19 protein-coding genes are annotated in these 19493 nt (G+C 57.1%); 5 read left to right on the top strand and 14 right to left on the bottom strand.

Annotation, left to right across the window (positions count from 1 at the left end; all coding sequences use genetic code 11):
* Nucleotides 1–19: 19 nt before the first annotated feature.
* Nucleotides 20–607: a GTP cyclohydrolase II gene (gene ribA, locus RTX96_RS04595; RefSeq protein WP_103820032.1), complete on the bottom strand. Its 588-nt coding sequence runs from the start codon at nt 605–607 to the stop codon at nt 20–22.
* Nucleotides 608–804: 197 nt separating this feature from the next.
* Between ribA and pgpB the strand changes: the two genes are divergently transcribed.
* The 5 genes from pgpB to yciH all read left to right on the top strand — a co-directional run bounded on the left by pgpB (nt 805) and on the right by yciH (nt 4474).
* The gene (pgpB, locus tag RTX96_RS04590; RefSeq protein WP_103820033.1) at nt 805–1572 is read left to right on the top strand and encodes a phosphatidylglycerophosphatase B; all 768 of its coding nucleotides are present in this window, start codon (nt 805–807) and stop codon (nt 1570–1572) included.
* A 155-nt stretch (nt 1573–1727) separates the two neighbouring features.
* Entirely contained in the window at nt 1728–2057 is a 330-nt protein-coding gene (locus tag RTX96_RS04585) for a LapA family protein (RefSeq protein WP_103820034.1), read from the top strand.
* A 6-nt stretch (nt 2058–2063) separates the two neighbouring features.
* Nucleotides 2064–3233: a lipopolysaccharide assembly protein LapB gene (gene lapB / locus RTX96_RS04580; RefSeq protein ID WP_103820035.1), complete on the top strand. Its 1170-nt coding sequence runs from the start codon at nt 2064–2066 to the stop codon at nt 3231–3233.
* Between the two features lie 177 nt (nt 3234–3410).
* Nucleotides 3411–4148, top strand: coding sequence for an orotidine-5'-phosphate decarboxylase (pyrF, locus tag RTX96_RS04575; protein ID WP_312670319.1), 738 nt, complete (start codon nt 3411–3413; stop codon nt 4146–4148).
* Nucleotides 4148–4474 (top strand): stress response translation initiation inhibitor YciH, encoded by a 327-nt coding sequence (yciH, locus tag RTX96_RS04570; protein ID WP_103820037.1) that lies wholly within the window; start codon nt 4148–4150, stop codon nt 4472–4474. The genes pyrF and yciH overlap by 1 nt, the downstream gene beginning before the upstream one ends.
* Before the next feature lie 132 nt (nt 4475–4606).
* Here the strand turns inward: yciH and osmB are convergent, their stop codons facing one another.
* The 13 genes from osmB to RTX96_RS04505 form a co-directional block, all read right to left on the bottom strand.
* Nucleotides 4607–4822: an osmotically-inducible lipoprotein OsmB gene (gene osmB / locus RTX96_RS04565; protein WP_103820038.1), complete on the bottom strand. Its 216-nt coding sequence runs from the start codon at nt 4820–4822 to the stop codon at nt 4607–4609.
* A gap of 272 nt (nt 4823–5094) precedes the next feature.
* Complete coding sequence (locus tag RTX96_RS04560; protein ID WP_103820039.1) at nt 5095–5853, bottom strand: DNA-binding transcriptional regulator YciT; 759 nt, start codon at nt 5851–5853, stop codon at nt 5095–5097.
* Between the two features lie 5 nt (nt 5854–5858).
* The gene (locus RTX96_RS04555; RefSeq protein ID WP_042394374.1) at nt 5859–6041 is read right to left on the bottom strand and encodes a hypothetical protein; all 183 of its coding nucleotides are present in this window, start codon (nt 6039–6041) and stop codon (nt 5859–5861) included.
* A gap of 115 nt (nt 6042–6156) precedes the next feature.
* A complete protein-coding gene (gene pdeR, locus RTX96_RS04550; protein ID WP_312670315.1) occupies nt 6157–8148 on the bottom strand; it encodes a cyclic di-GMP phosphodiesterase in 1992 nt (663 codons plus the stop codon).
* Between the two features lie 212 nt (nt 8149–8360).
* Nucleotides 8361–10295, bottom strand: coding sequence for an exoribonuclease II (locus tag RTX96_RS04545; RefSeq protein WP_312670313.1), 1935 nt, complete (start codon nt 10293–10295; stop codon nt 8361–8363).
* 78 nt (nt 10296–10373) lie between these two features.
* Entirely contained in the window at nt 10374–11528 is a 1155-nt protein-coding gene (locus tag RTX96_RS04540; protein ID WP_312670311.1) for a CMD domain-containing protein, read from the bottom strand.
* Between the two features lie 141 nt (nt 11529–11669).
* Nucleotides 11670–12458, bottom strand: coding sequence for an enoyl-ACP reductase FabI (fabI, locus tag RTX96_RS04535; RefSeq protein ID WP_103820043.1), 789 nt, complete (start codon nt 12456–12458; stop codon nt 11670–11672).
* A gap of 121 nt (nt 12459–12579) precedes the next feature.
* Nucleotides 12580–13386: a putrescine export ABC transporter ATP-binding protein SapF gene (gene sapF, locus RTX96_RS04530; RefSeq protein ID WP_103820044.1), complete on the bottom strand. Its 807-nt coding sequence runs from the start codon at nt 13384–13386 to the stop codon at nt 12580–12582.
* A gap of 1 nt (nt 13387) precedes the next feature.
* Complete coding sequence (gene sapD / locus RTX96_RS04525) at nt 13388–14380, bottom strand: putrescine export ABC transporter ATP-binding protein SapD (RefSeq protein WP_312670308.1); 993 nt, start codon at nt 14378–14380, stop codon at nt 13388–13390.
* Entirely contained in the window at nt 14381–15271 is an 891-nt protein-coding gene (gene sapC, locus RTX96_RS04520; RefSeq protein WP_103820046.1) for a putrescine export ABC transporter permease SapC, read from the bottom strand.
* A complete protein-coding gene (gene sapB, locus RTX96_RS04515) occupies nt 15258–16223 on the bottom strand; it encodes a putrescine export ABC transporter permease SapB (protein ID WP_103820047.1) in 966 nt (321 codons plus the stop codon). Before sapB ends, sapC begins: the two co-directional genes overlap by 14 nt.
* Nucleotides 16220–17866 carry an ABC transporter substrate-binding protein SapA gene (gene sapA, locus RTX96_RS04510; RefSeq protein ID WP_312267719.1) on the bottom strand — a complete coding sequence of 549 codons (1647 nt, stop codon included), beginning with the start codon at nt 17864–17866 and terminating at the stop codon, nt 16220–16222. The genes sapB and sapA overlap by 4 nt, the downstream gene beginning before the upstream one ends.
* Before the next feature lie 91 nt (nt 17867–17957).
* Nucleotides 17958–19364, bottom strand: a complete 1407-nt coding sequence (locus RTX96_RS04505) for an MFS transporter (RefSeq protein ID WP_312670305.1) — start codon at nt 19362–19364, stop codon at nt 17958–17960.
* Nucleotides 19365–19493: the final 129 nt, after the last annotated feature.

Genomic DNA, 19493 nt, shown 5'->3' with positions numbered 1-19493 from the left:
CCGGCGTTTCTCGCACCCGTTAACCCAGCAGATGGCCCATCTTGGCCGCCTTGGTATCAAGGTAGTGCGCGTTATTAGGGTTACGCCCAACGATCAGCGCCACGCGCTCAACGATGTTAATCCCGGCCTCGGTAAGGATCTCAACCTTACGCGGGTTATTGGTTAACAGCCGAACCTCATCCACACCCAGCAGCTTGAACATGTCCGCGCACAGCGTAAAGTCACGTTCGTCGGCGGCAAAGCCCAGCTGATGGTTGGCTTCTACGGTATCAAAGCCCTGGTCCTGGAGCGCGTAAGCGCGAATTTTATTCAGCAGACCAATGTTACGCCCCTCCTGACGATGATACAGGAGGATCCCGCGTCCCTCTTCAGCGATGTGGGAGAGGGCGGCCTCAAGCTGAAAACCGCAGTCGCAGCGCAGGCTGAACAGGGCGTCGCCGGTCAAACACTCTGAATGGACGCGGGCAAGCACTGGCGTCTGTCCTGAGATATCGCCATAAACCAGGGCAACATGATCCTGTCCGGTTGCCAGTTCTTCAAATCCCACCATCAGGAAATCGCCCCAGGGGGTTGGCAGTTTGGCTTCTGCCACACGTTTAAGCTGCATGTGATTCTCCAGATTAAGCTGGCACTTTCTGTGCCCGTAGCCTTCAGGCTTTCTCTCTGTCTCCATTTTGCCACAAGGCGCGTCACTTCACTAATCGCTGCCGTGGCTTACAAAGATTAAACGCACAAATTCGTCAAATCCGCCGAACTTGTTATTTTTCAGTTATTATTGTGTCACTTAATTGAAAGGGAAAGAAAATGCTCTCAATCGCAAGGCGAATTGCCGCCGGAACAGGACTTCTGCTGATTATGCCGCTGCTGGTGTGGCTCTTTGGCTGGCATTGGCAGCCCGGCGGCCACAGCGGCTGGCTTAAAGTGCTCTACTGGATCACCGAAACGGTCACCCAGCCGTGGGGCATCATTACTCACGTCATATTGTGCGGCTGGTTTCTATGGTGTTTACGCTTCCGCCTGAAGGCGGCGCTAATGCTATTTGCGATCCTTGGCGCATCAATCGTCATTGGCCAGGGGCTTAAATCCTTTGTCAAAACGCAGGTTCAGGAGCCACGTCCCTTTGTGGTCTGGCTTGAAAAAACTCACCAAATTCCGGTAGATGAGTTCTACACTTTAAAGCGTAAGGAGCGCGGCGCGCTGGTGCAGGCGCAGCTTACCGAGCAGGACAACGTGCCTGAGTTTTTACGCCAGCACTGGCAGAAAGAGACCGGCTTTGCTTTCCCCTCGGGTCACACGATGTTCGCCGCCAGCTGGGCGCTGCTTGCTGTCGGCCTGCTGTGGCCTCGTCGCCGGACGGTTACCATCGTCGTACTGCTGGTCTGGGCGGTATTGGTCATGGGGAGCCGGCTGCTGCTAGGCATGCACTGGCCGCAGGATCTGGCCGTAGCCACGCTTATCTCAGGTGTTCTGGTCACTCTGGCGACCTGGCTTGCGCAACGTCTCTGTGGTCCGCTCACGCCGCCGGTAAAAGAAGACAGAGAAATAGCCCAGCGTGAAGAGAAAAATGAGTAAGGCTGCCAGGCGTTGAATTTCCGCTTTTTGGCCTTACATCATCTGGATATCACGGTTTTCCATTTCGTCCGCTGCGCGAAAATGGTAGTTTATAAAGCTGGATGCAGCAGGTTGAACAGAATTTATTCGCCCTAAGCCACATAACGGGAAGTAATGTGAAATATCTACTCATTTTCTTACTGGTGTTAGCAATCTTTGTCGTTTCCGTCACGCTGGGTGCGCAAAACGATCAACAGGTGACGTTCAATTTCCTGCTGGCGCAGGGGGAGTATCGTATCTCTACGCTGCTGGCGGTTCTGTTCGCCGCGGGCTTTGCTATTGGCTGGCTGATTTGCGCTCTTTTCTGGCTGCGCACGCGGGTCTCCCTGGCGCGAGCAGAGCGTAAGATCAAACGCCTCGAACAGCAAATCGCCCCTGCATCGACGGCCCCTGCCACGAATAGCGCTCCGGTAACAACCGCTACGGCTCCGGCCGTCAAGGAATAACAGGCTATGCTGGAGCTGTTGTTTCTGCTGTTACCCGTAGCAGCCGCCTACGGCTGGTATATGGGACGCAGAAGTGCGCAACAAACAAAGCAGGATGAAGCCAACCGGCTGTCGCGTGATTACGTAGCCGGGGTCAACTTCCTGCTCAGTAACCAACAGGACAAAGCGGTGGACCTGTTCCTCGATATGCTAAAAGAGGATACCGGTACCGTTGAGGCGCATCTTACCCTGGGGAATCTGTTCCGCTCCCGGGGCGAGGTTGATCGTGCCATCCGCATCCACCAGACGCTGATGGAGAGTGCCTCCCTCTCTTATGACCAGCGCCTGCTGGCGGTTCAACAGCTGGGCCGCGACTACATGGCGGCCGGCATGTACGATCGCGCCGAAGATATGTTCAATCAGCTGGTGGATGAAACTGATTTTCGCATCGGTGCGTTACAGCAGCTTCTGCAGATTTACCAGGCAACCAGCGAGTGGCAAAAGGCAATCGACGTTGCCGAGCGGCTGGTCAAGCTGGGTAAAGATAAACAGCGCGGTGAAATTGCCCATTTTTACTGCGAGCTTGCGCTGCAGCAGATGGGCAATGACGACATGGACCGTGCGATGGCCCTGCTGAAAAAGGGCGCCGCTGCCGACCGTGCCAGCCCGCGCGTCTCCATCATGATGGGCCGCGTATTTATGGCTAAAGGCGACTACGCAAAAGCGGTGGAGAGCCTGCTGCGGGTCATCGATCAGGATAAAGAGCTGGTCAGTGAAACGCTGGAGATGCTGCAAACCTGCTATCTGCAGCTCGGCAAAACCGAGGAGTGGGCAGAATTTCTTACCCGTTGCGTTGAGGAGAACGTGGGTGCGACTGCCGATCTAATGCTGGCAGAGATTATCGACCAACGTGAAGGACAGGATCAGGCCCAGGTGACCGTCACTCGCCAGCTCCAGCGTCACCCGACGATGCGCGTTTTCCATAAGCTGATGGATTACCATCTGCACGATGCCGAAGAGGGACGGGCGAAAGAGAGCCTGATGGCGCTGCGTGACATGGTAGGGGAGCAGATCCGCAGCAAACCGCGATACCGCTGTCAGAAGTGTGGTTTTACCGCCTATACCATGTACTGGCACTGTCCTTCCTGTCGGGCCTGGTCAACGGTGAAGCCAATTCGCGGTCTCGACGGTCAGTAATTTAAAAAAATTCCTCTTTAGTTACAACATGCTTATAGCGGTCCTCTCATTGGCGGCACGGTGCCGACCAGGCCAGGCAGTGAAAAATAGGCCCTGTCAATTTTCCCCGCTCGCAGTTAGAATGCTGCCCGTTTATCCTTTTGCGCCGCGCGTGCTCATCAACAAGAAGGTCTGGTCATGACGTCTACTGCTTCATCGTCTTCCCCATCCCTGTGCCACTCTCCCGTTGTTGTCGCTCTGGACTATGCCAGCCGCGATCTTGCCCTGGAGTTTGTCGATCGCATCAATCCCAGCGACTGCCGCCTGAAAGTAGGCAAAGAGATGTTTACCCGTTTTGGCCCGCAGTTTGTGCGCGAGCTTCACCAGCGCGGTTTCGACGTGTTTCTCGATCTGAAGTTTCATGACATTCCCAATACCGCTGCGCATGCGGTAGCCGCCGCGGCCGATCTCGGCGTCTGGATGGTGAACGTGCATGCTTCCGGCGGGGCGCGAATGATGAGCGCAGCCCGCGAGGCGCTGGTGCCGTTTGGCAAAGATGCGCCACTGCTTATTGCCGTGACGGTGTTGACCAGCATGGAAGCCAGCGATCTGCTTGACCTGGGCATCACCAGCACGCCTGCCGAGCACGCTGAGCATCTGGCGCGCCTGACGCAGCAGTGTGGCCTGGATGGCGTTGTCTGCTCTGCGCAAGAGGCGGTCCGTTTCAAGAGCGAGCTGGGACACGCGTTTAAGCTGGTGACCCCTGGGATACGCCCTGAAGGCAGCGAGGTAGGCGATCAGCGCCGAATCATGACCCCGCAGCAGGCGCTGGTAGCGGGGGTGGACTACATGGTGATTGGTCGTCCGGTTACCCAATCTGCCGATCCTGCCCAGACACTCAGCGAAATTAATGCGTCCCTGAAGCTGGAGGCATAATGAAGGACAGTAACAGCCGTTTAGTCTACTCCACCGAAAGCGGACGTATCGATGAACCTAAAGCTGCTCCCGAGCGGCCGAAAGGTGATGGCATTGTGCGTATTCAAAAGCAAACTAGCGGGCGTAAAGGGAAGGGCGTCTGCCTGATTACCGGCGTTGAGGGTGATGATGAAGCGCTAACTAAGCTGGCTGCCGAACTGAAGAAGAAGTGCGGATGCGGCGGATCGGTGAAAGAGGGCGTCATCGAAATTCAGGGCGATAAACGCGATCTGCTTAAAACGCTGCTGGAAGCCAAAGGCATGAAGGTAAAACTGGCGGGCGGCTAATGCCTAAATAAATAAGCCACGGCATATACCGTGGCCTTATAATGCGTACTGCGTCATTCAGATCTGCAAGAAAGTATTACGGCGTTATCAGAACGCGTTTTCGATCCTTGAAAGACCTGCTACGTCGTATTATTAGTCGACCTGATGACCGATAATACCACCAACCGCTGCGCCACCCAAGGTACCCAGAGCGCTGCCGTCAGTCAGAACAGAGCCACCGATCGCACCTGCACCCGCACCGATAGCGGTGTTACGGTCACGTTTTGACCAGTTAGAACATGCGCTCAGAGACATTGCCAGGGTAACAGCCAGTACGACAGTTGCTGCTTTTTTGCTTGATAACATCATAATACTTTCTCCTGAAATTTCGATTCACGGAAAGAAATCTCTTTAAGTATAGTGCGGTTATGACACACTAAAGTCTTTTTCCGTAAATTATGTTACACAGTTGTTACTGATATCCACGCTCACATCAAGCGGGGCGGTAGTTACATCCTGTTATATCGCTGAACATAATTTTACTTCTTGCCTGTTGAACAGACAGGTAAAAAGTCTTAATTGAATCGTCAGAAAAGTCTCATAGATGAGGGAGATAGCCCACTTTCATGGGCTAAAAAGCATTAGCGCGTGCGGGGAGATTTAACAATATCGACATGCACGCCAGCCTGCTCTAACTGCTGCTGCGTGGCCGCTTGAAGTTTGTCATCGGTGATCACCCTGTTAAAAGGGTGGTGCTGTCCAAGCGGGTAGGGGTGAACCACACCAAACTTTGAGCTATCGGTAAGAATGATCGCCTCGCACCCCTTTTCAAGCACGGCGTTAACCACGTCGGCGCGCATCATATCCCGGCCGGTAAAGCCAGTATCAGGCTGCCAGCCATCAATACCGATAAACGCCTTGCTGAAGTGCACCTGAGCAATATACTGGCGGGTCAGCGGGCCCACCATGCTTTCGCTTTTCTTCTGGTAGATACCGCCGAGCAGGATCACTTCACATGGGGTCTCTTTTAGCAGATGGGCAATATAGCTGCTTACGGTAATAATGGTGATATCTTTCTGTTCTGCCAGCGTACGGGCCAGTAGTGCATTGCTGCTGCCGTTTTCAATAAATACGGTTTCACCCGGCTCGACCGTGGAGGCGGCAAATTCCGCCAGCTCGCGCTTCAAGGCAAAATTATTGAGCATGCGAGTTTCAACGTCATCGCTTTCCAGCGGTACGGCATAGCCGTGGGTGCGGCGTAAATAGCTCTGCTTCTCTAGCGTATTCAGATCCTGGCGGATAGTGACTTCAGACACGCCGGTGGTTTTAGCCAGTTCGGTCACGCTGACCCGGCCCTTATCAATCACCATCTGTAAAATAGTTTGTTGTCGGGAATTCATCGCGGTTAAATTTCCCACGGCGTTTTAGGCGAATTTTGCCCCTGCGCCTGCTCGGCATCGTTCTGCGCCAGAAGCTCTGCCTTGAGAATTTCAAGATTATGAATGGCAGAGTGGTAATCACCTGCAACCAGAATATCGAGCACGGTATCAATACGTGCTGCCAGTTGCTTTGCGTCGATGTCAGCCATCATGTCACTCCTGATTGAAATAGTAATAAATTCAATGATGCTAAAAATAGTGTAAAAAGAGAAGGAGAAAAAAATAAATCTCAAAAAAGCATAAGCAAACGATATTAATTGATGGCTAACGCATTTTTCGCGTCTGGTAGCGCTTGTACCAACGCTCAAAGGCGGCGGCGGGCATAGGCTTAGCAAACAGAAATCCCTGCCGTTCGTTGACGCCGTTTTTCGTCAGAAACGCATCCTCTTTGGCGCTCTCCACGCCCTCGGCAATCACCTGCAAATTTAGCGCCTGCGCCACGGCGACGATGGCGCGCACCAGCGACTGGGAGACCGACTGCTTGTGTACGTCGCGGACAAAAGATTGATCGAGCTTAATAGCATCTATGGGAATACGTGCCAGCTGCGACAGGGATGAGTAGCCGGTACCAAAATCGTCCAGATGCACCTGCGCGCCCAGAGAGCTAAACTGCTCAATCACCGCCAGGGCCACCTCTTCGTTTTCAATCAGGCAGCTTTCGGTTAGCTCAACGTCAATCGGGCTGTACTCAAAATGGAGGTCGTTAAGCGCCTGTCTGAGATCGCTGAACAGGGTCTGGTCTGCCAGCTGGCGCGCGGAGAGGTTCACCGCCACGCGCATGTTCAGACCCTTGTCGCGCCATTTGGCAATCTGCTGCAGCACGTCCAGCATAACCCAACGCCCCAGGGGCACGATCAGGCCAGACTCCTCGGCATAAGAGATAAACTCCGTCGGGGCGAGAAGCCCGCGCTCCGGCGACTGCCAGCGCACCAGCGCCTCCAGGCTGCGGATCTCTCCCCGCCAGGTCACCTTGGGCTGGTAGTAGATCACCAGCTGGTTATCATCCAGCGCTTTACGCAGGTTGGTATCCAGCCACAGATACTCAAAGACGCGCTGGTTCATCTCAGGGGTAAAGACACAAAACTTTCCGCGGCCGCTCTCTTTCGCGGTGTACATGGCGGTATCGGCGTTGCGGATCACGGTCTCCCGGTCCTTGCCGTGCTGGGGCGCCAATGAAATGCCCAACGAGCATCCTGAGTAAACCTCTATAAGCCCGATGCGGAAGGGCTGGCGTAGCCGGGTCAAAATTCTGGATGCCATCGCCTCTAGCGCGCTTTGCGAGGTTTTCGTGGCCAGTACGATAAACTCGTCACCGCCAAGCCTTGCCAGCACCTGGCCTTCATCCAGACAGCTTAAAATAGCCAGCGCAACTGCCTGCAATAGCTGGTCGCCAAACATATGGCCGTAGGCGTCGTTTACCTTTTTAAAATTATCGAGATCGAGATAGACGATGCCTACCTGGGTATCGCCTCGTTTCGCAATGGCGTCACTCGTCAGCTCATTGATAGCATTCCGGTTAGGCAGGCCGGTAACGGTGTCGGTATTTGCCAGCACGCGCAGGCGCTCCTGGGCGCGGCGCTCTTCGGTAATATCGGTTCCGGAGCAGATAAGATATATTTCGTTTTTACCGCTACCGCTGTGGACAAATTTATTGCGGAAAAGAAACAGCCGCTGCCCTTTACGGGTTTTAATCCAGCGTTCAACTTCGTAAGAGCTACCGCTAAGGAAAAAATTAGCAATGTTACGGCGCGAGGCGACCGCCTCTTTACGGCTCATAAATAGTTTAAAAACGTTCTGGCCAATAACCTCGGTTTCACGCAGCCCGGTATATTCTTCGCAAAGCCGGTTAAAGCGCTGAATATTGCCGTGGCGATCGAGAATAACGATCGCCGAATGGGCTTCAGAAACCACTTGTTCAGCAAAGGAGAGCCCCTGAACTAAATCCTGAGCTATAGAGGAGGTATCATTGCAGGAAGAGGCGGTGCCTGCCCACTCTGTTTTACCGATTTTACGCCCTACCAGGTGCAACGTTACCTCTCTGTCTAAGAGTGGCACGGTAGTCGTCACGCTGGAGGTAATTACCGTCATCGCCCGAACCTGCTCGGCCTGCTCATCGGTAAGCGTTATCGTCTGGCTGGCTTCAGCATTTTCACCGGTGGCAAGGTGCAGCGTATTATTGTCGGCAGAGAGTCGCCAGAATGGGCTGTTTGAGCCCACATAGCGAAACAGTCCCTTCTGATCCAAATCCTCTTTCATGCTTCCTCCTGTCCTACTTAACGCGCTACGGTTACACATTTTAAGCTCGACAAAGCCGCACGGTTAATGCTGGAACACGCTGTTTTTTCAGGCGATCTTATAATATTTCTGCTTCAGCTGAAAACCAGAATTAGTGAATATTTATTACATGAAGGGAAGGGCAAAACGCTGTCGGCCTCGTATATCACGAGGCCGACAGGGCAGGGAGATAATTAAGCCAGCGGGCGGGCAATAACGCTGCGCGTCTCCATGCGTACTTCAGCGATAGTCACGTCAATGACATCGCTAACTTTATACACGGTTTCGCCTTTAATTGTTACCGTGCCGCTCTCCTGGCTACAGACCATCTCATCGCGTACGGCATGCAGGAACGGCGCCGGAATAAACGCTACCGCACCGTTATCCACCAGACGTACGCGCATACCGCCGCGGCTGATATCGATAATTTCAGCGGCAAAACGGGCATCCGTTGCGGCTTTATCTTTCAGGAAGCGTGCATACAGCCAGTCGCCAACGTCACGCTCCGCCATACGGTTGAGTCGACGACGTTCAGCCATTTGTACCGTCGCATCATCCTGCGGGCGGGCGATGGTTTCGTTCTTGATAATCGCTTTCAGCAGGCGATGGTTGATCATATCGCCATACTTACGAATCGGTGAGGTCCAGGTCGCATAGGCATCCAGGCCAAGACCGAAGTGCGGGCCCGGCTCGGTGCTAATCTCGGCAAAGGACTGGAAGCGGCGGATACGGCTGTCGAGGAAACCTGACGGCTGGGCGTCAAGCTCGCGACGCAGCTTGCAGAAGCCTTCGAGGGTCAGCACCTCTTCTGCATCAACATGCATGCCGTGCGTCTTCAGCAGCGCGGCCAGCGCTTCGCCATTCGCCGGATCGATCCCCAGATGAATATTGTAGATACCAAACCCAAGCTTATCGCGCAGGACGCGTGCCGCACAGATGTTGGCGGAGATCATCGACTCCTCCACGATGCGGTTAGCAATGCGGCGTGGTTCAGCCACGATATCCAGCACCTCGCCTTTTTCACCCAGCACGAAGCGGTAGTCCGGGCGATCCTTAAACACCAGCGCGTGCTGGGTACGCCACTCGCTGCGGCTCAGGCAGACGCGGTGCAGAAGGCGGATCTGGTTAGCAATCGCCTCTGACGGCGGCTGCCAGCCCGCTTTGCCTTCCAGCCAGTCGGAGACCTCGTCATAGACCAGCTTGGCTTTGGATTCAATGGTCGCCGCGAAGAAGGTAATATCCTCTTCAATGGTGCCGTCGGCGGCAATGATCATGCGGCAGGCCAGCACGGGACGGACTTCCTGCGCTCGCAGCGAGCAGAGGTCGTCTGACAGCTCGCGCGGCAGCATCGGGATATTAAAGCCCGGCAGATAGTTGGTGAAAGCGCGCACTTTGGCGATATTGTCCAGCTTGCTGCCCTCAGCGATCCACGCGGTGGGATCGGCAATGGCCACGGTCAGCTGCAGCTTATCGTCAGCCAGCGCCTCGACAAACAGGGCATCATCCATATCTTCGGTGCTGGCGCTGTCGATGGTGACAAAGTCCAGCGCGGTCAGGTCGACACGCTCCAGCCCCTCATCCAGCATCTCGGTTGCCACACCGTTAGGCGCCTCTTTTTCCAGATTGTGACGGGCAAGGGTTACCCACCACGGCACAAAGTGGTCATCACCAAAGGTAATAAACTGCGTCAGTTCGGCGTAGAAGCCGCGATCGCCCTTCAGCGGATGGCGACGCATTTCGGCTACCGCCCAGTCGCCATCTTTAAAATCATGCTCCACGCCGCGCATGGCCCGGCAGGGAATGGCCTCTTTCAGCAACGGATGATCCGGTACAATAGACAGACGATCGTCTTTTCTGTGTACTTTACCTACAAAGCGCGACAGAAACGGCTCGACAAGCTCTTCCGGCTCGGCGGATTCACGATCTTTGTCACTGTGGATCACGGCGATCACGCGGTCGCCATGCATTACCTTCTTCATCTGCGGCGGCGGAATGAAATAGCTTTTCTGTCCGTCGACTTCAAGGAAGCCAAAGCCTTTTTCGGTGCCTTTTACGACGCCTTCCGCACGCGGCGTTTGGGAATGCAGTTGCTGTTTAAGCTGCGCTAGCAGCGGGTTGTCCTGGAACATAATTTTATATTTTCGTGGCCATAAGAGCGGCTGACAGTTTTACGCGATTCTGGGTGGCGCATCAAGCGCTGTTTCGCGCTAATGCGTGTCGCCCAGCGCGATTTTAAGACGATTCAACCAGCCGCACAGGCCGCTCCACGCCAGCAGATTCACCGCCTGCTGCGGAGAGAGCCCCTGCTCAACGAGGGGAGTAAACTGGGCGGCGCTAAACCTGTCTGCCGCCCGGGTCAAAAGCTGTACGGCCTGGATAATCGCCCGTGCCTGCGGATCCGCCTGGCTCCAGCTGTTTAACGCCTGCTCGCCGTTACGCAACGCCGCGATCAGCGTCCTGGAAACGGAAGGGGTGGCCAGGGTGTTAAAGCAGTCCAGGCTACCGTTAATCCGCGCCGTCAGCAGGGCTACGAGGTCGACCAGCGAGGCATCAAGCGAGTCGCACAGATCGCTTTGTAAAATCTCCCCCAGCGCGTTAAGCAGATGATGCTCATGGGCCAGCACCGGCGTCAGTGCCTGCAGGGCCGGCAGCGGCTGCCACTGAGCCAACGCCTCCAGCTGGGCCGCGCTGGCGAGGCGTAGCTCAACGCTCTCGAGGCCCGGTGCCCAACGGCTCTCCTGGCGGGTGAAAGGTTCAGCGGCGGCGTCCTGCTGCGTCTCCATGCCAGGAAGCCAGCGTACGGGCTGGCAGAGCAGCGCCTGAAACGCTGCGATAACCCGCGCCTGAAAGCCGATAAAACCGATAATCTGATCCATCAGCACGATGTCCCAGGTGGTCAGTCCCACCTCGTCAAGCTGCTCCCGCGCTCGGGCACCAATCACCTCCGGGGAGCTGGCTAGCTGTCTGGCATACTGAGTGATCTGCGCCAGCCGATGATTACTTTCACGCGAAGAGTCCGGACCGGGCAGCGGCGCGAGGCGGGCGGCGTAGTGATTGCACAGGCGCTGAACGCCATACACCTGGGCTACTGTTAGCGCCGTGCTTAAACGGTCGTAAGCGCTAAAGGTGCGCAGGCGGCTAATGCTGACGCTGCGGGGAAAGAGGCGGTCGTAGAGCGCACGGGCAGGATCCAGCCAGCCTTGACAGGGGGCAGTGACATCCTCAGGTAACACCAGATCCAGTAAAAAACGGTCAGGGACGATGGCGGCTTCGGGAACTAACGGTAGCGCTTGTGCCTGGCCGGTACTCGACTGGGTCTCATGATACCAGTGGCCTTTGCCGGAAAAACGGCGTTGTTCCATGGGCTTTCCTTGATCTCAAAATGGCGATCAATATCCTGGCGTAACGCTAACGGAGGGAAAAATATTGTTAGGTGATAATAAATAGCAGAAAAGCATAAACAGCGGGGGAGACCCCTCCCGAACGGGAGGGGACGGGAACGCTTATTTGAGTTCCAGCTCGTTCATTGCAGCGATGCTGAAGCCGCCGTCAACGTGAACCACTTCACCGGAGATACCGCCGGAGAGGTTAGAGCAGAGAAATGCCGCGGTGTTACCCACGTCTTCGATAGTAACGGTGCGACGGATCGGGGTGACCGCTTCGCAGTGGGCCAGCATTTTACGGAAGTCTTTGATCCCGGATGCGGCCAGGGTACGGATCGGACCGGCAGAGATGCCGTTCACGCGCACGCCTTCCGGACCCATTGCGTTCGCCATATAGCGCACGTTGGCTTCCAGAGAGGCTTTCGCCAGACCCATCACGTTGTAGTTCGGAATAGCGCGCTCGGCACCCAGGTAGGAGAGGGTCAGCAGAGCAGAGTCCGGATTCAGCATGGAGCGGCACGCTTTGGCCAGCGCAACGAAGCTGTAGGAGCTGATGTCGTGGGCAATTTTAAAGCCTTCACGGGTAACGGCGTTAACGTAGTCGCCGTCCAGCTGGTCGCCCGGTGCGAAACCGATAGAGTGCACGAAGCCGTCAAACTTCGGCCAGCTTTTCGCCAGCTCAGCGAACAGGCCGTCAATGCTTTCGTCTTTAGCAACGTCACATTCCAGAACGATGCTTGAACCCAGCTGCGCGGCAAACTCTTCAACACGGCCTTTCAGCTTGTCGTTCTGGTAGGTGAATGCCAGCTCAGCGCCTTCGCGATGCATAGCCTGTGCGATGCCGTATGCGATGGAGAGTTTGCTGGCAACGCCAGTCACCAGAATGCGCTTACCGGAAAGAAAACCCATAGCTTAATCCTTATATTCATTGTTGTGGCGCTCGTCAGGTCGTGCCGCGAGCGTCGTTAAAACGCGGCGATAATAGCACGTGTCGCCATATGTGTTAATCCGACCACCTTAAAGAGTGGCGTTAGCGGTCTTTTCGCCAGGCATCTGCCGTCAGCGCCTCGCCAAAATGGCTGGCAATCAGCCGTCGGGTCAGCTCATGCAGCGGGGCAGCCAGCACCTCGGCGGTGCTGCCGCGTTCGACCACTTCGCCCTGGTGCATCACGATGACCTGGTCGCTGATGTGTTTCATCATCCCAATATGCTGGGTGACATAGATATAAGAGATACCCTGTTTCTCCTGCAATTCCAGCATCAGGTTAATTAATTGCGAACGCATCGACATATCCAGCGAGGCAAGGGCTTCATCCGCGACGATCACCTTCGGGCGCAGGATCAGGGCCCGGGCCAGCCCCAGACGCTGTTTCTGGCCGGGGGCGAGCATGTGCGGATAGTAGCTAACATGATCCGGCAGCAGCCCGACCATGCGCAGGGTCTCAATCACCCGCTGCCGCCGCGCCTCAGGATCCAGATCGGTATTCAGACGCAGTGGAAAGTCGAGGATCTGCGAGATGCGCTGACGCGGGTTCAGCGACGTGGAGGGATCCTGAAAAATCATGCGGATGCGCTGGCTACGAAACGAGTAGTCGCCGTAGCGCAGCGGGCTGTCGTCAATCAGCAGCTCGCCGGTGGTCGGTTCGATCATGCCTGCCAGCATCTTCGCCAGGGTTGATTTACCGGAGCCGTTCTCACCGATGATCGCCAGGGTCTGCTTCTCTCGCAGGGTAAAGCTCAGCGGCTTGACCGCCTCCACCGTCTGGCGATGGAACCAGCCGGTGCGGTAGCGGAACGTTTTACTCAGGTTGCGTACTTCCAGCAGAGTGTCGACCATCTCACTCCTTCTCCATATTCAGTGGAAAATGACAGGCAAAGAGGTGATTTTTGGGTCCGGCCAGCAGGGGACGCTCGATGCATTTACGCTGGGCATAGGGGCAGCGCGGCCCCAGCCGGCAGCCAATCGGCAGATGCTCCAGCAGCGGGATCGCCCCCGGCAGCGTGTTCAGGCGGCTCTTATGCGGCATGGCGCTGCCAAAATCAGGGATGGCACGGATCAGCGCCTGGGTATAAGGGTGATGGGGCGTGGCGATCAGCTCCTCGCTTGGCGCGGTCTCTACGGTCTGGCCGCAGTACATCACGTTGATCTTGTCCGCCCACTGGCTCAGCATCTGCAGATCGTGGCTGATCAGGATAATGGTGGTGTTGTTGTTTTGGTTGAGCCGGGTCAGCAGACGGAAAATCTGCGCCTGGGTGGTCGGCTCCATCGCGTTGGTCGGCTCATCGGCGATCAACAGGCGCGGCTGGTTTGCCAGCGCAATGGCAATCATCACCTTCTGGCACTCACCTTCCGTCAGCTCGTAAGGGAAGCTGCGCATCGCATCTTTATGATCGCGAATGCCAACCCGGTGCAGCAGCTCGATGGCGCGCCGCTTCCGCCAGCCGATCCGCTGCCACCAGCGGCCCTTGTAGGTCCAGGCCGGGATGTTCTGCATCAGCTGTTTGCCGATGCGTTCTGAAGGATCGAGACAGGACTGGGGCTCCTGGAAAATCATCGACACGTTGTGGCCGAGAATTTTCCGCCGCTCGCGCGCCGAGAGGCGCATCAGATCGACGTCGTCGAAGCGCATTCGGTCGGCGGTCACGCGCCAGTTGTCTTTGGTCACGCCGCAGATCGCCTTGGCTATCAGGCTCTTGCCCGAGCCCGATTCGCCTACCAGACCGCGGATTTCACCTTCGGCAAGGGTCAGCGTAACGCGATCGACGGCCCTGACCCAGCCTTCACCGGTCTTGACCTCAATGGTCAAGTTACGAATATCAAGTAGTGGCACTTATTCCACCCCCGCATTGACCGCACGGCGTATCCCGTCGCCCAGCAGGTTAACCAGTAAAACGCTTACCATGATCGCTGCCCCCGGCAGCATCACCGTCCAGGGCGCGACGTAGATCAGCTCCAGCGCATCGCCCAGCATCGCTCCCCACTCCGGGGAGGGCAGCTGCGCGCCGAGATCGAGAAAGCCCAGCGCGGCAATATCGAGGATTGCCATAGAGAGCGCACGGGTGATCTCGGTCACCAGGCCTGCGGTCATGTTCGGCAGTACCGCAAACCACAAAATATTGAGCGTCGTAGCACCGTCCAGCCGCGCGGCGACGACGTACTCTTTTTCCAGCTCGTCGTGCACCATGCTGTAGACCGAGCGTACCATCCTCGGCAGCAGCGCCAGCCAGACGGCAAACATAGCATGGGAGAGATGCGGCCCGGCAAAGGCCACCACGATAATCGCCAGCAGCAGAGAGGGGATCGACAGCAGCGTATCAAGCACATGGTTCAGCACTGCCGATCGCAGGCCGTGTGTTGCCCCGGCCACGACGCCCAGCACCAGACCGCAGATCGTTGCCGCCAGGGTGACCACAAACGCACCGCCAACCGTTGGTGCCGCGCCGCTAAGCAGGCGGCTGAGTACGTCGCGTCCCAGGTCGTCGGTACCGAGGAAAAAGGAGACATCGCCGTAGCGCGACCACGAGGGCGGCAGCAGCTGATAGCCGAGGAACTGCTGATCGATGCCGTAGGGCGCAAACCAGCGGCCAAAAATAGAGAGCAGCATCAGCCCGGCGCAGCCGTACAGGCCAATCATGGCGGTGGTATCGCCATAAAACTTGCGCCATACCGTACGCAGCGCGCCGGGGGTTTGCTTCTCGTTATAGACGTTATCGGAGGGCATACCACTCCTTATGTTTCAAAGGGTTCGCCAGCGCGCCCAGAATGTCAGAGAGAACGTTAACAATAATCACCAGCGCACCAATCACCATGACCCCGGCAGAGATGGCCGCATAGTCCTGCTGACGAATGGCATTGATTACCCAGCGCCCCAGCCCCGGCCAGCTAAACACCATTTCGGTGATCATCGCCAGCGTCAGCATCGTGGAAAACTGCAGCCCAAGACGGGGGATCACCGGCGGCAGGGCGTTGTGCAGCACGTGGCGGCGCAGAATGGTCAGACGCGATAGTCCGCGCGTGGCGGCGGCCTTGATGTAGTTCTGCTCAAATACATCAATCGTACTGATGCGCATCAGGCGGATAACCTCGGTCGTCGGTGCAACGGCCAGGGTCAGCACCGGTAACACCATATGCCGCAGCGCGCTCACAATCATCTCCTCACGCCATATTGACTCCGAGAGCCAGGCGTCAATCAGCGCAAAGCCGGTGATTGATTTTACCTCATAGAGGAGATCGAAGCGGCCCGATACCGGCAGCCAGCCCAGCGTCAGGGAGAAGAAAAGCGTAAGCAGCAGGGCCAGCCAGAAGATAGGGATCGAGAAGCCAATCAGAGCCAGGGCGCTAATGAGCTTATCCTGCCATTTGCCGCGCATAATACCGGCCATCATGCCAACCGGAATACCCACTACCAGCGCAAAGCCGAAGGCAAGAATACAGAGCTCCATCGTAGCCGGGAAGACCTCCTTGAGCTGCTCGGAGATCAGTTGCCCGTTGATGCTGGAGACGCCAAAGTCCCAGTGCAGCACCCCCTTGAACCAGAAGAACCAGGCGTTCCACAGCGATGCCCCCTGCAACGGCGCATGCGGGGTAAAGTAGCTCAGGCTGAAGCCCACAAAGGTCAACAGAAAGAGCGTAACCAGCAGCAGAAGCAGACGGCGCAGCGTAAAGATGATCATGGTTGCTTCACCTCTTCTTTTTCAGGCTCGCGCGAGACGCCGGCAAACGAGGCATTGCCAAACGGACTCAGGACAAGGCCTTTAATATCGTAGCGGTAGGCCTGCAGTCGCAGGGAGGAGGCCAGCGGCAGTACCGGCAATTCCCGGGCGAGGATCGTCTGGGCCTCATCGTAGGCTTCGATGCGCGACGCCAGCTGCTGGGAGGTCAGCGCCTTCTGTAAGAGGGTATCAAACTCCCGGTGGCACCAGTGGGCAAAGTTCGTTTGCGACTCAATGGCGGCACAGCTAAGCAGCGGGCGGAAGAAACTGTCCGGATCGTTGCTGTCCGTTGACCAGCCGGAGAGCGTCAGATCGTGATTCATATCCATCAGTCTGGCTTCCTGGAAGCGCCCCTCAACGGGAACAATCATCACCTTAACGCCTACCTGGGCCATATCTGCCTGAATAAGTTCGGCGGTCTTCAGCGGGCTGGGGTTCCACGCCTGCGAACTGGTGGGCACCCACAGTTGCAGCGTCATGTTCTCCAGGCCCAGCGCGGCCAGCTGCTGTTTAGCTTTTTCCGGATTGTACTCGGTGATCTTTGCTTCGCTGTCGTAGGCCCAGGAGGCGCGGGGCAAAATCGAGGCGGCGGTCTCTGCCGTGCCGTAATAGATCGACTGCATCAGACGTTGGTTGTTGATCGCCAGCGCCAGCGCATGGCGCACGGCGGGGTTATTCAGCGGCGCTTTGTCGGTGTTAAACGCCAGGTAGGCGATGTTCATCCCTGGACGCAGGGTCAGGCGCAGGCGCGGATCGTCGCGTAAAATCGTCAGCTGGCTGGCGGCAGGCCAGGCCAGGACATCGCACTCGCCGGTCAACAGCTTCGATAGCCTGCCGGTTCCCCCGGAGCCGAGATCGACCACCACCTGGGGCATGAGCGGCTGCCCGCGCCAAAACTGCGCGTGGCGCTGCAGGCGGATATACTGGCCGGTGCGGTACTCGGCAAGCTGGAACGGGCCGGTGCCCACTGGCTGGCGATCCAGCAGCTCCTGGCGATCGCGCTTAGCCAGCTGGTCAGCATACTCGGCGGACATCACCGAGGCGTAGTGGGTAGCCAGATGCCATAAAAATGAGGCGTCCGGCTTTTTCAGGCGGAACTCCACCGTGCGGCTGTCCAGCTTGCGCACGCTTTCAACAGAGTCGGCGAACTGTAAGCTATCAAAATAGGGGAAGCTGCTGCCGTTGACGTTATGCCACGGGTGGTGGCGATCGAAAATACGCTGAAAGCTAAAGACGACGTCGTCGGCATTAAGCGTCCGGCCCGGCGTAAACCACGGCGTTTTCTGGAACGCGACGTTGCTGCGCAGGTGGAAACGGTAGGTCGCGCCGTTATCCAGCACCTCCCAGCTCTCTGCCAGCTCGGGTACCAGACGATAGGTGTAGGGATCTACGTCCAGCAGACGGTCGTAAATCTGGGCCGCCAGGGTATCTACAATCAGGCCGCTGCTCGCTTTTTGCGGATTGAAGGTGTTGACCTGGCCGTTCACGCAGTAGACAAAACCACTCTCACGAATGTCAGCCGTAGCGGGACGCGCAGGCGCGGCCTGGACGTGTCCGCTTAACAGGCCGACTGCCATGAGCAGGGAAGATATAATCAGGCGCATAATTTCTTTAACTGTAAGACCGATTTACAAAGTGTATCGCACTTAGCACGGCTACGTAAAAATGTCTGGGGGATAAGCGGCGTAAAAGTCGTCAATCAGGTCGGTTTCGTATGCGGCTTAGGCTAAACAGGAGAGCCAGGACGGTGGCCAGCACGGCAATCCACAGGCTCAGGTGAACCGCCTTTGCCGCCTGGGTGCCCGCTGGCGCAAAGATCGACAGGACGATCCCCACTAAAGCACCGCCCAGACACTGGCCGAAGGTACGCATAATGGCCAGCACGCCGGAGGCGTAGCCGCTGTGCTCTCGCGAGGCGTTCGCCATCATCTCACGGTTGTTGGGGCTTTGGAAAAAGCCAAAGCCTATTCCGCAGACCAGGCTGCGAACGCCGATATCCCAGGCCTGGGCCTGTGCAGGAAGCAGCGCCAGCAGCACAAGCCCCAGTGCAAAAAGGCCTAACCCCGCGGTGGAAATTATCGCTGCCGGATAGCGATCGGCCAGCCGCCCTGCATGGGGCGCCGCCAGCATGATACCCAGCGGCCACGGCGTGAACAGCAGCGCCGAGGCAAAGACGCTATACCCGTAGACGCTTTGAAACAGGAACGGCAGAGCAATAAACGTCATTCCCTGGCTAACGAAGGAGGCCAGCGAGGTGAGCGCCGCCAGTGAGAAGCGCGCCGAGGAGAAGAGTTGTAGCGGCATGAGCGGCTGTGGCGCACGGCGCTGACGCCAGATAAACGCCAGCCCGGCGGCCATCGCCACGCCTCCGTAGCCTGCCGCTGTCCAGAGCTGCGTTTGCGCCAGACCGGGGCGGGAGAAGGCGTTTGCCGCCATAATCAGCCCGCCCAGCATCAGCGCTGACAGCGCCGCACCGGCGATATCAAAGGGTGCGCGTCCGCGCGTGCGGTTATCGGGGATCGCCTGAAGCGTCAGCGTTAAGGCGATCGTTCCCAACGGGATGTTGATGGCAAACAGCCACTGCCAGCTCAGGGCAGCCAGCAGCGTACCGCCCAGCACCGGCGCGACAGCCGTACTGGCAGCGATCAGCAGGGCATGCAGGCCGAGAATGCGCCCCAGCAGGCGGGTAGGGAAAACAGAACGCAGGATCGCCGGAGCAATACTCAAGGTCGCGGCACCGCCCACACCCTGCACGATGCGCCAGCCTGTCAGCATCGAGAGTGAAGAGGAGAGGGCGCAGCCCAGCGAGGCCAGCGTAAAGAGACACAGGCCAAAAGCAAACAGAGCACGAAAACCAATGCGGCTGGCAAGCGCGGCAAAAATTGCCAGCGTCATGGCGGCCGACAGCAGATAGCCATTGGCGACCCACACGGCAGACCGGGCGGGCACCGCCAGCGCATGGGCAATGGATGGCAGCGCAACGTTGATGATGGCACCGTCAAACACGGCCATTGTGGTACTGGTCATGACTGCGGCCATCGCCAGCATCCGTTCGCGTCCCACTAAGCCCTCATCTCCGGGTCTGGTAGAAAAAAGTTCCACGCTATTCACCTCGTTATGTGCGTTATCGACTCTCTACAGCGTAATTCGGGTGGCGGCAGGGCGGAAGACGCAGCCTTTGCAGTTATAACCTGCACCAGACGCCTTTCCTCAAACCGAACGGTGAGAGTA

The sequence above is a fragment of the Pseudescherichia sp. genome, from assembly GCF_032052675.1.
Taxonomy (GTDB): Bacteria; Pseudomonadota; Gammaproteobacteria; order Enterobacterales; family Enterobacteriaceae; genus Pseudescherichia.
The sequence above is the reverse complement of the archived record's forward strand: the minus strand, read 5'-3'. Positions and strand labels throughout refer to the sequence as shown.

What these genes read in the sequence shown, in the direction of transcription:
- lapB (WP_103820035.1), top strand. Translation starts at nt 2,064, where the DNA reads ATGCTGGAGCTGTTGTTTCTGCTGTTACCCGTAGCAGCCGCCTACGGC.
- RTX96_RS04555 (WP_042394374.1), bottom strand. Translation starts at nt 6,041, where the DNA reads ATGGCTGACATCGACGCAAAGCAACTGGCAGCACGTATTGATACCGTG.
- RTX96_RS04540 (WP_312670311.1), bottom strand. Translation starts at nt 11,528, where the DNA reads ATGGAACAACGCCGTTTTTCCGGCAAAGGCCACTGGTATCATGAGACC.
- RTX96_RS04560 (WP_103820039.1), bottom strand. Translation starts at nt 5,853, where the DNA reads ATGAATTCCCGACAACAAACTATTTTACAGATGGTGATTGATAAGGGC.
- pyrF (WP_312670319.1), top strand. Translation starts at nt 3,411, where the DNA reads ATGACGTCTACTGCTTCATCGTCTTCCCCATCCCTGTGCCACTCTCCC.
- pdeR (WP_312670315.1), bottom strand. Translation starts at nt 8,148, where the DNA reads ATGAAAGAGGATTTGGATCAGAAGGGACTGTTTCGCTATGTGGGCTCA.
- sapB (WP_103820047.1), bottom strand. Translation starts at nt 16,223, where the DNA reads ATGATCATCTTTACGCTGCGCCGTCTGCTTCTGCTGCTGGTTACGCTC.
- yciH (WP_103820037.1), top strand. Translation starts at nt 4,148, where the DNA reads ATGAAGGACAGTAACAGCCGTTTAGTCTACTCCACCGAAAGCGGACGT.
- ribA (WP_103820032.1), bottom strand. Translation starts at nt 607, where the DNA reads ATGCAGCTTAAACGTGTGGCAGAAGCCAAACTGCCAACCCCCTGGGGC.
- RTX96_RS04545 (WP_312670313.1), bottom strand. Translation starts at nt 10,295, where the DNA reads ATGTTCCAGGACAACCCGCTGCTAGCGCAGCTTAAACAGCAACTGCAT.
- pgpB (WP_103820033.1), top strand. Translation starts at nt 805, where the DNA reads ATGCTCTCAATCGCAAGGCGAATTGCCGCCGGAACAGGACTTCTGCTG.
- sapF (WP_103820044.1), bottom strand. Translation starts at nt 13,386, where the DNA reads ATGGTCGACACTCTGCTGGAAGTACGCAACCTGAGTAAAACGTTCCGC.
- fabI (WP_103820043.1), bottom strand. Translation starts at nt 12,458, where the DNA reads ATGGGTTTTCTTTCCGGTAAGCGCATTCTGGTGACTGGCGTTGCCAGC.
- sapC (WP_103820046.1), bottom strand. Translation starts at nt 15,271, where the DNA reads ATGCCCTCCGATAACGTCTATAACGAGAAGCAAACCCCCGGCGCGCTG.
- osmB (WP_103820038.1), bottom strand. Translation starts at nt 4,822, where the DNA reads ATGATGTTATCAAGCAAAAAAGCAGCAACTGTCGTACTGGCTGTTACC.
- sapA (WP_312267719.1), bottom strand. Translation starts at nt 17,866, where the DNA reads ATGCGCCTGATTATATCTTCCCTGCTCATGGCAGTCGGCCTGTTAAGC.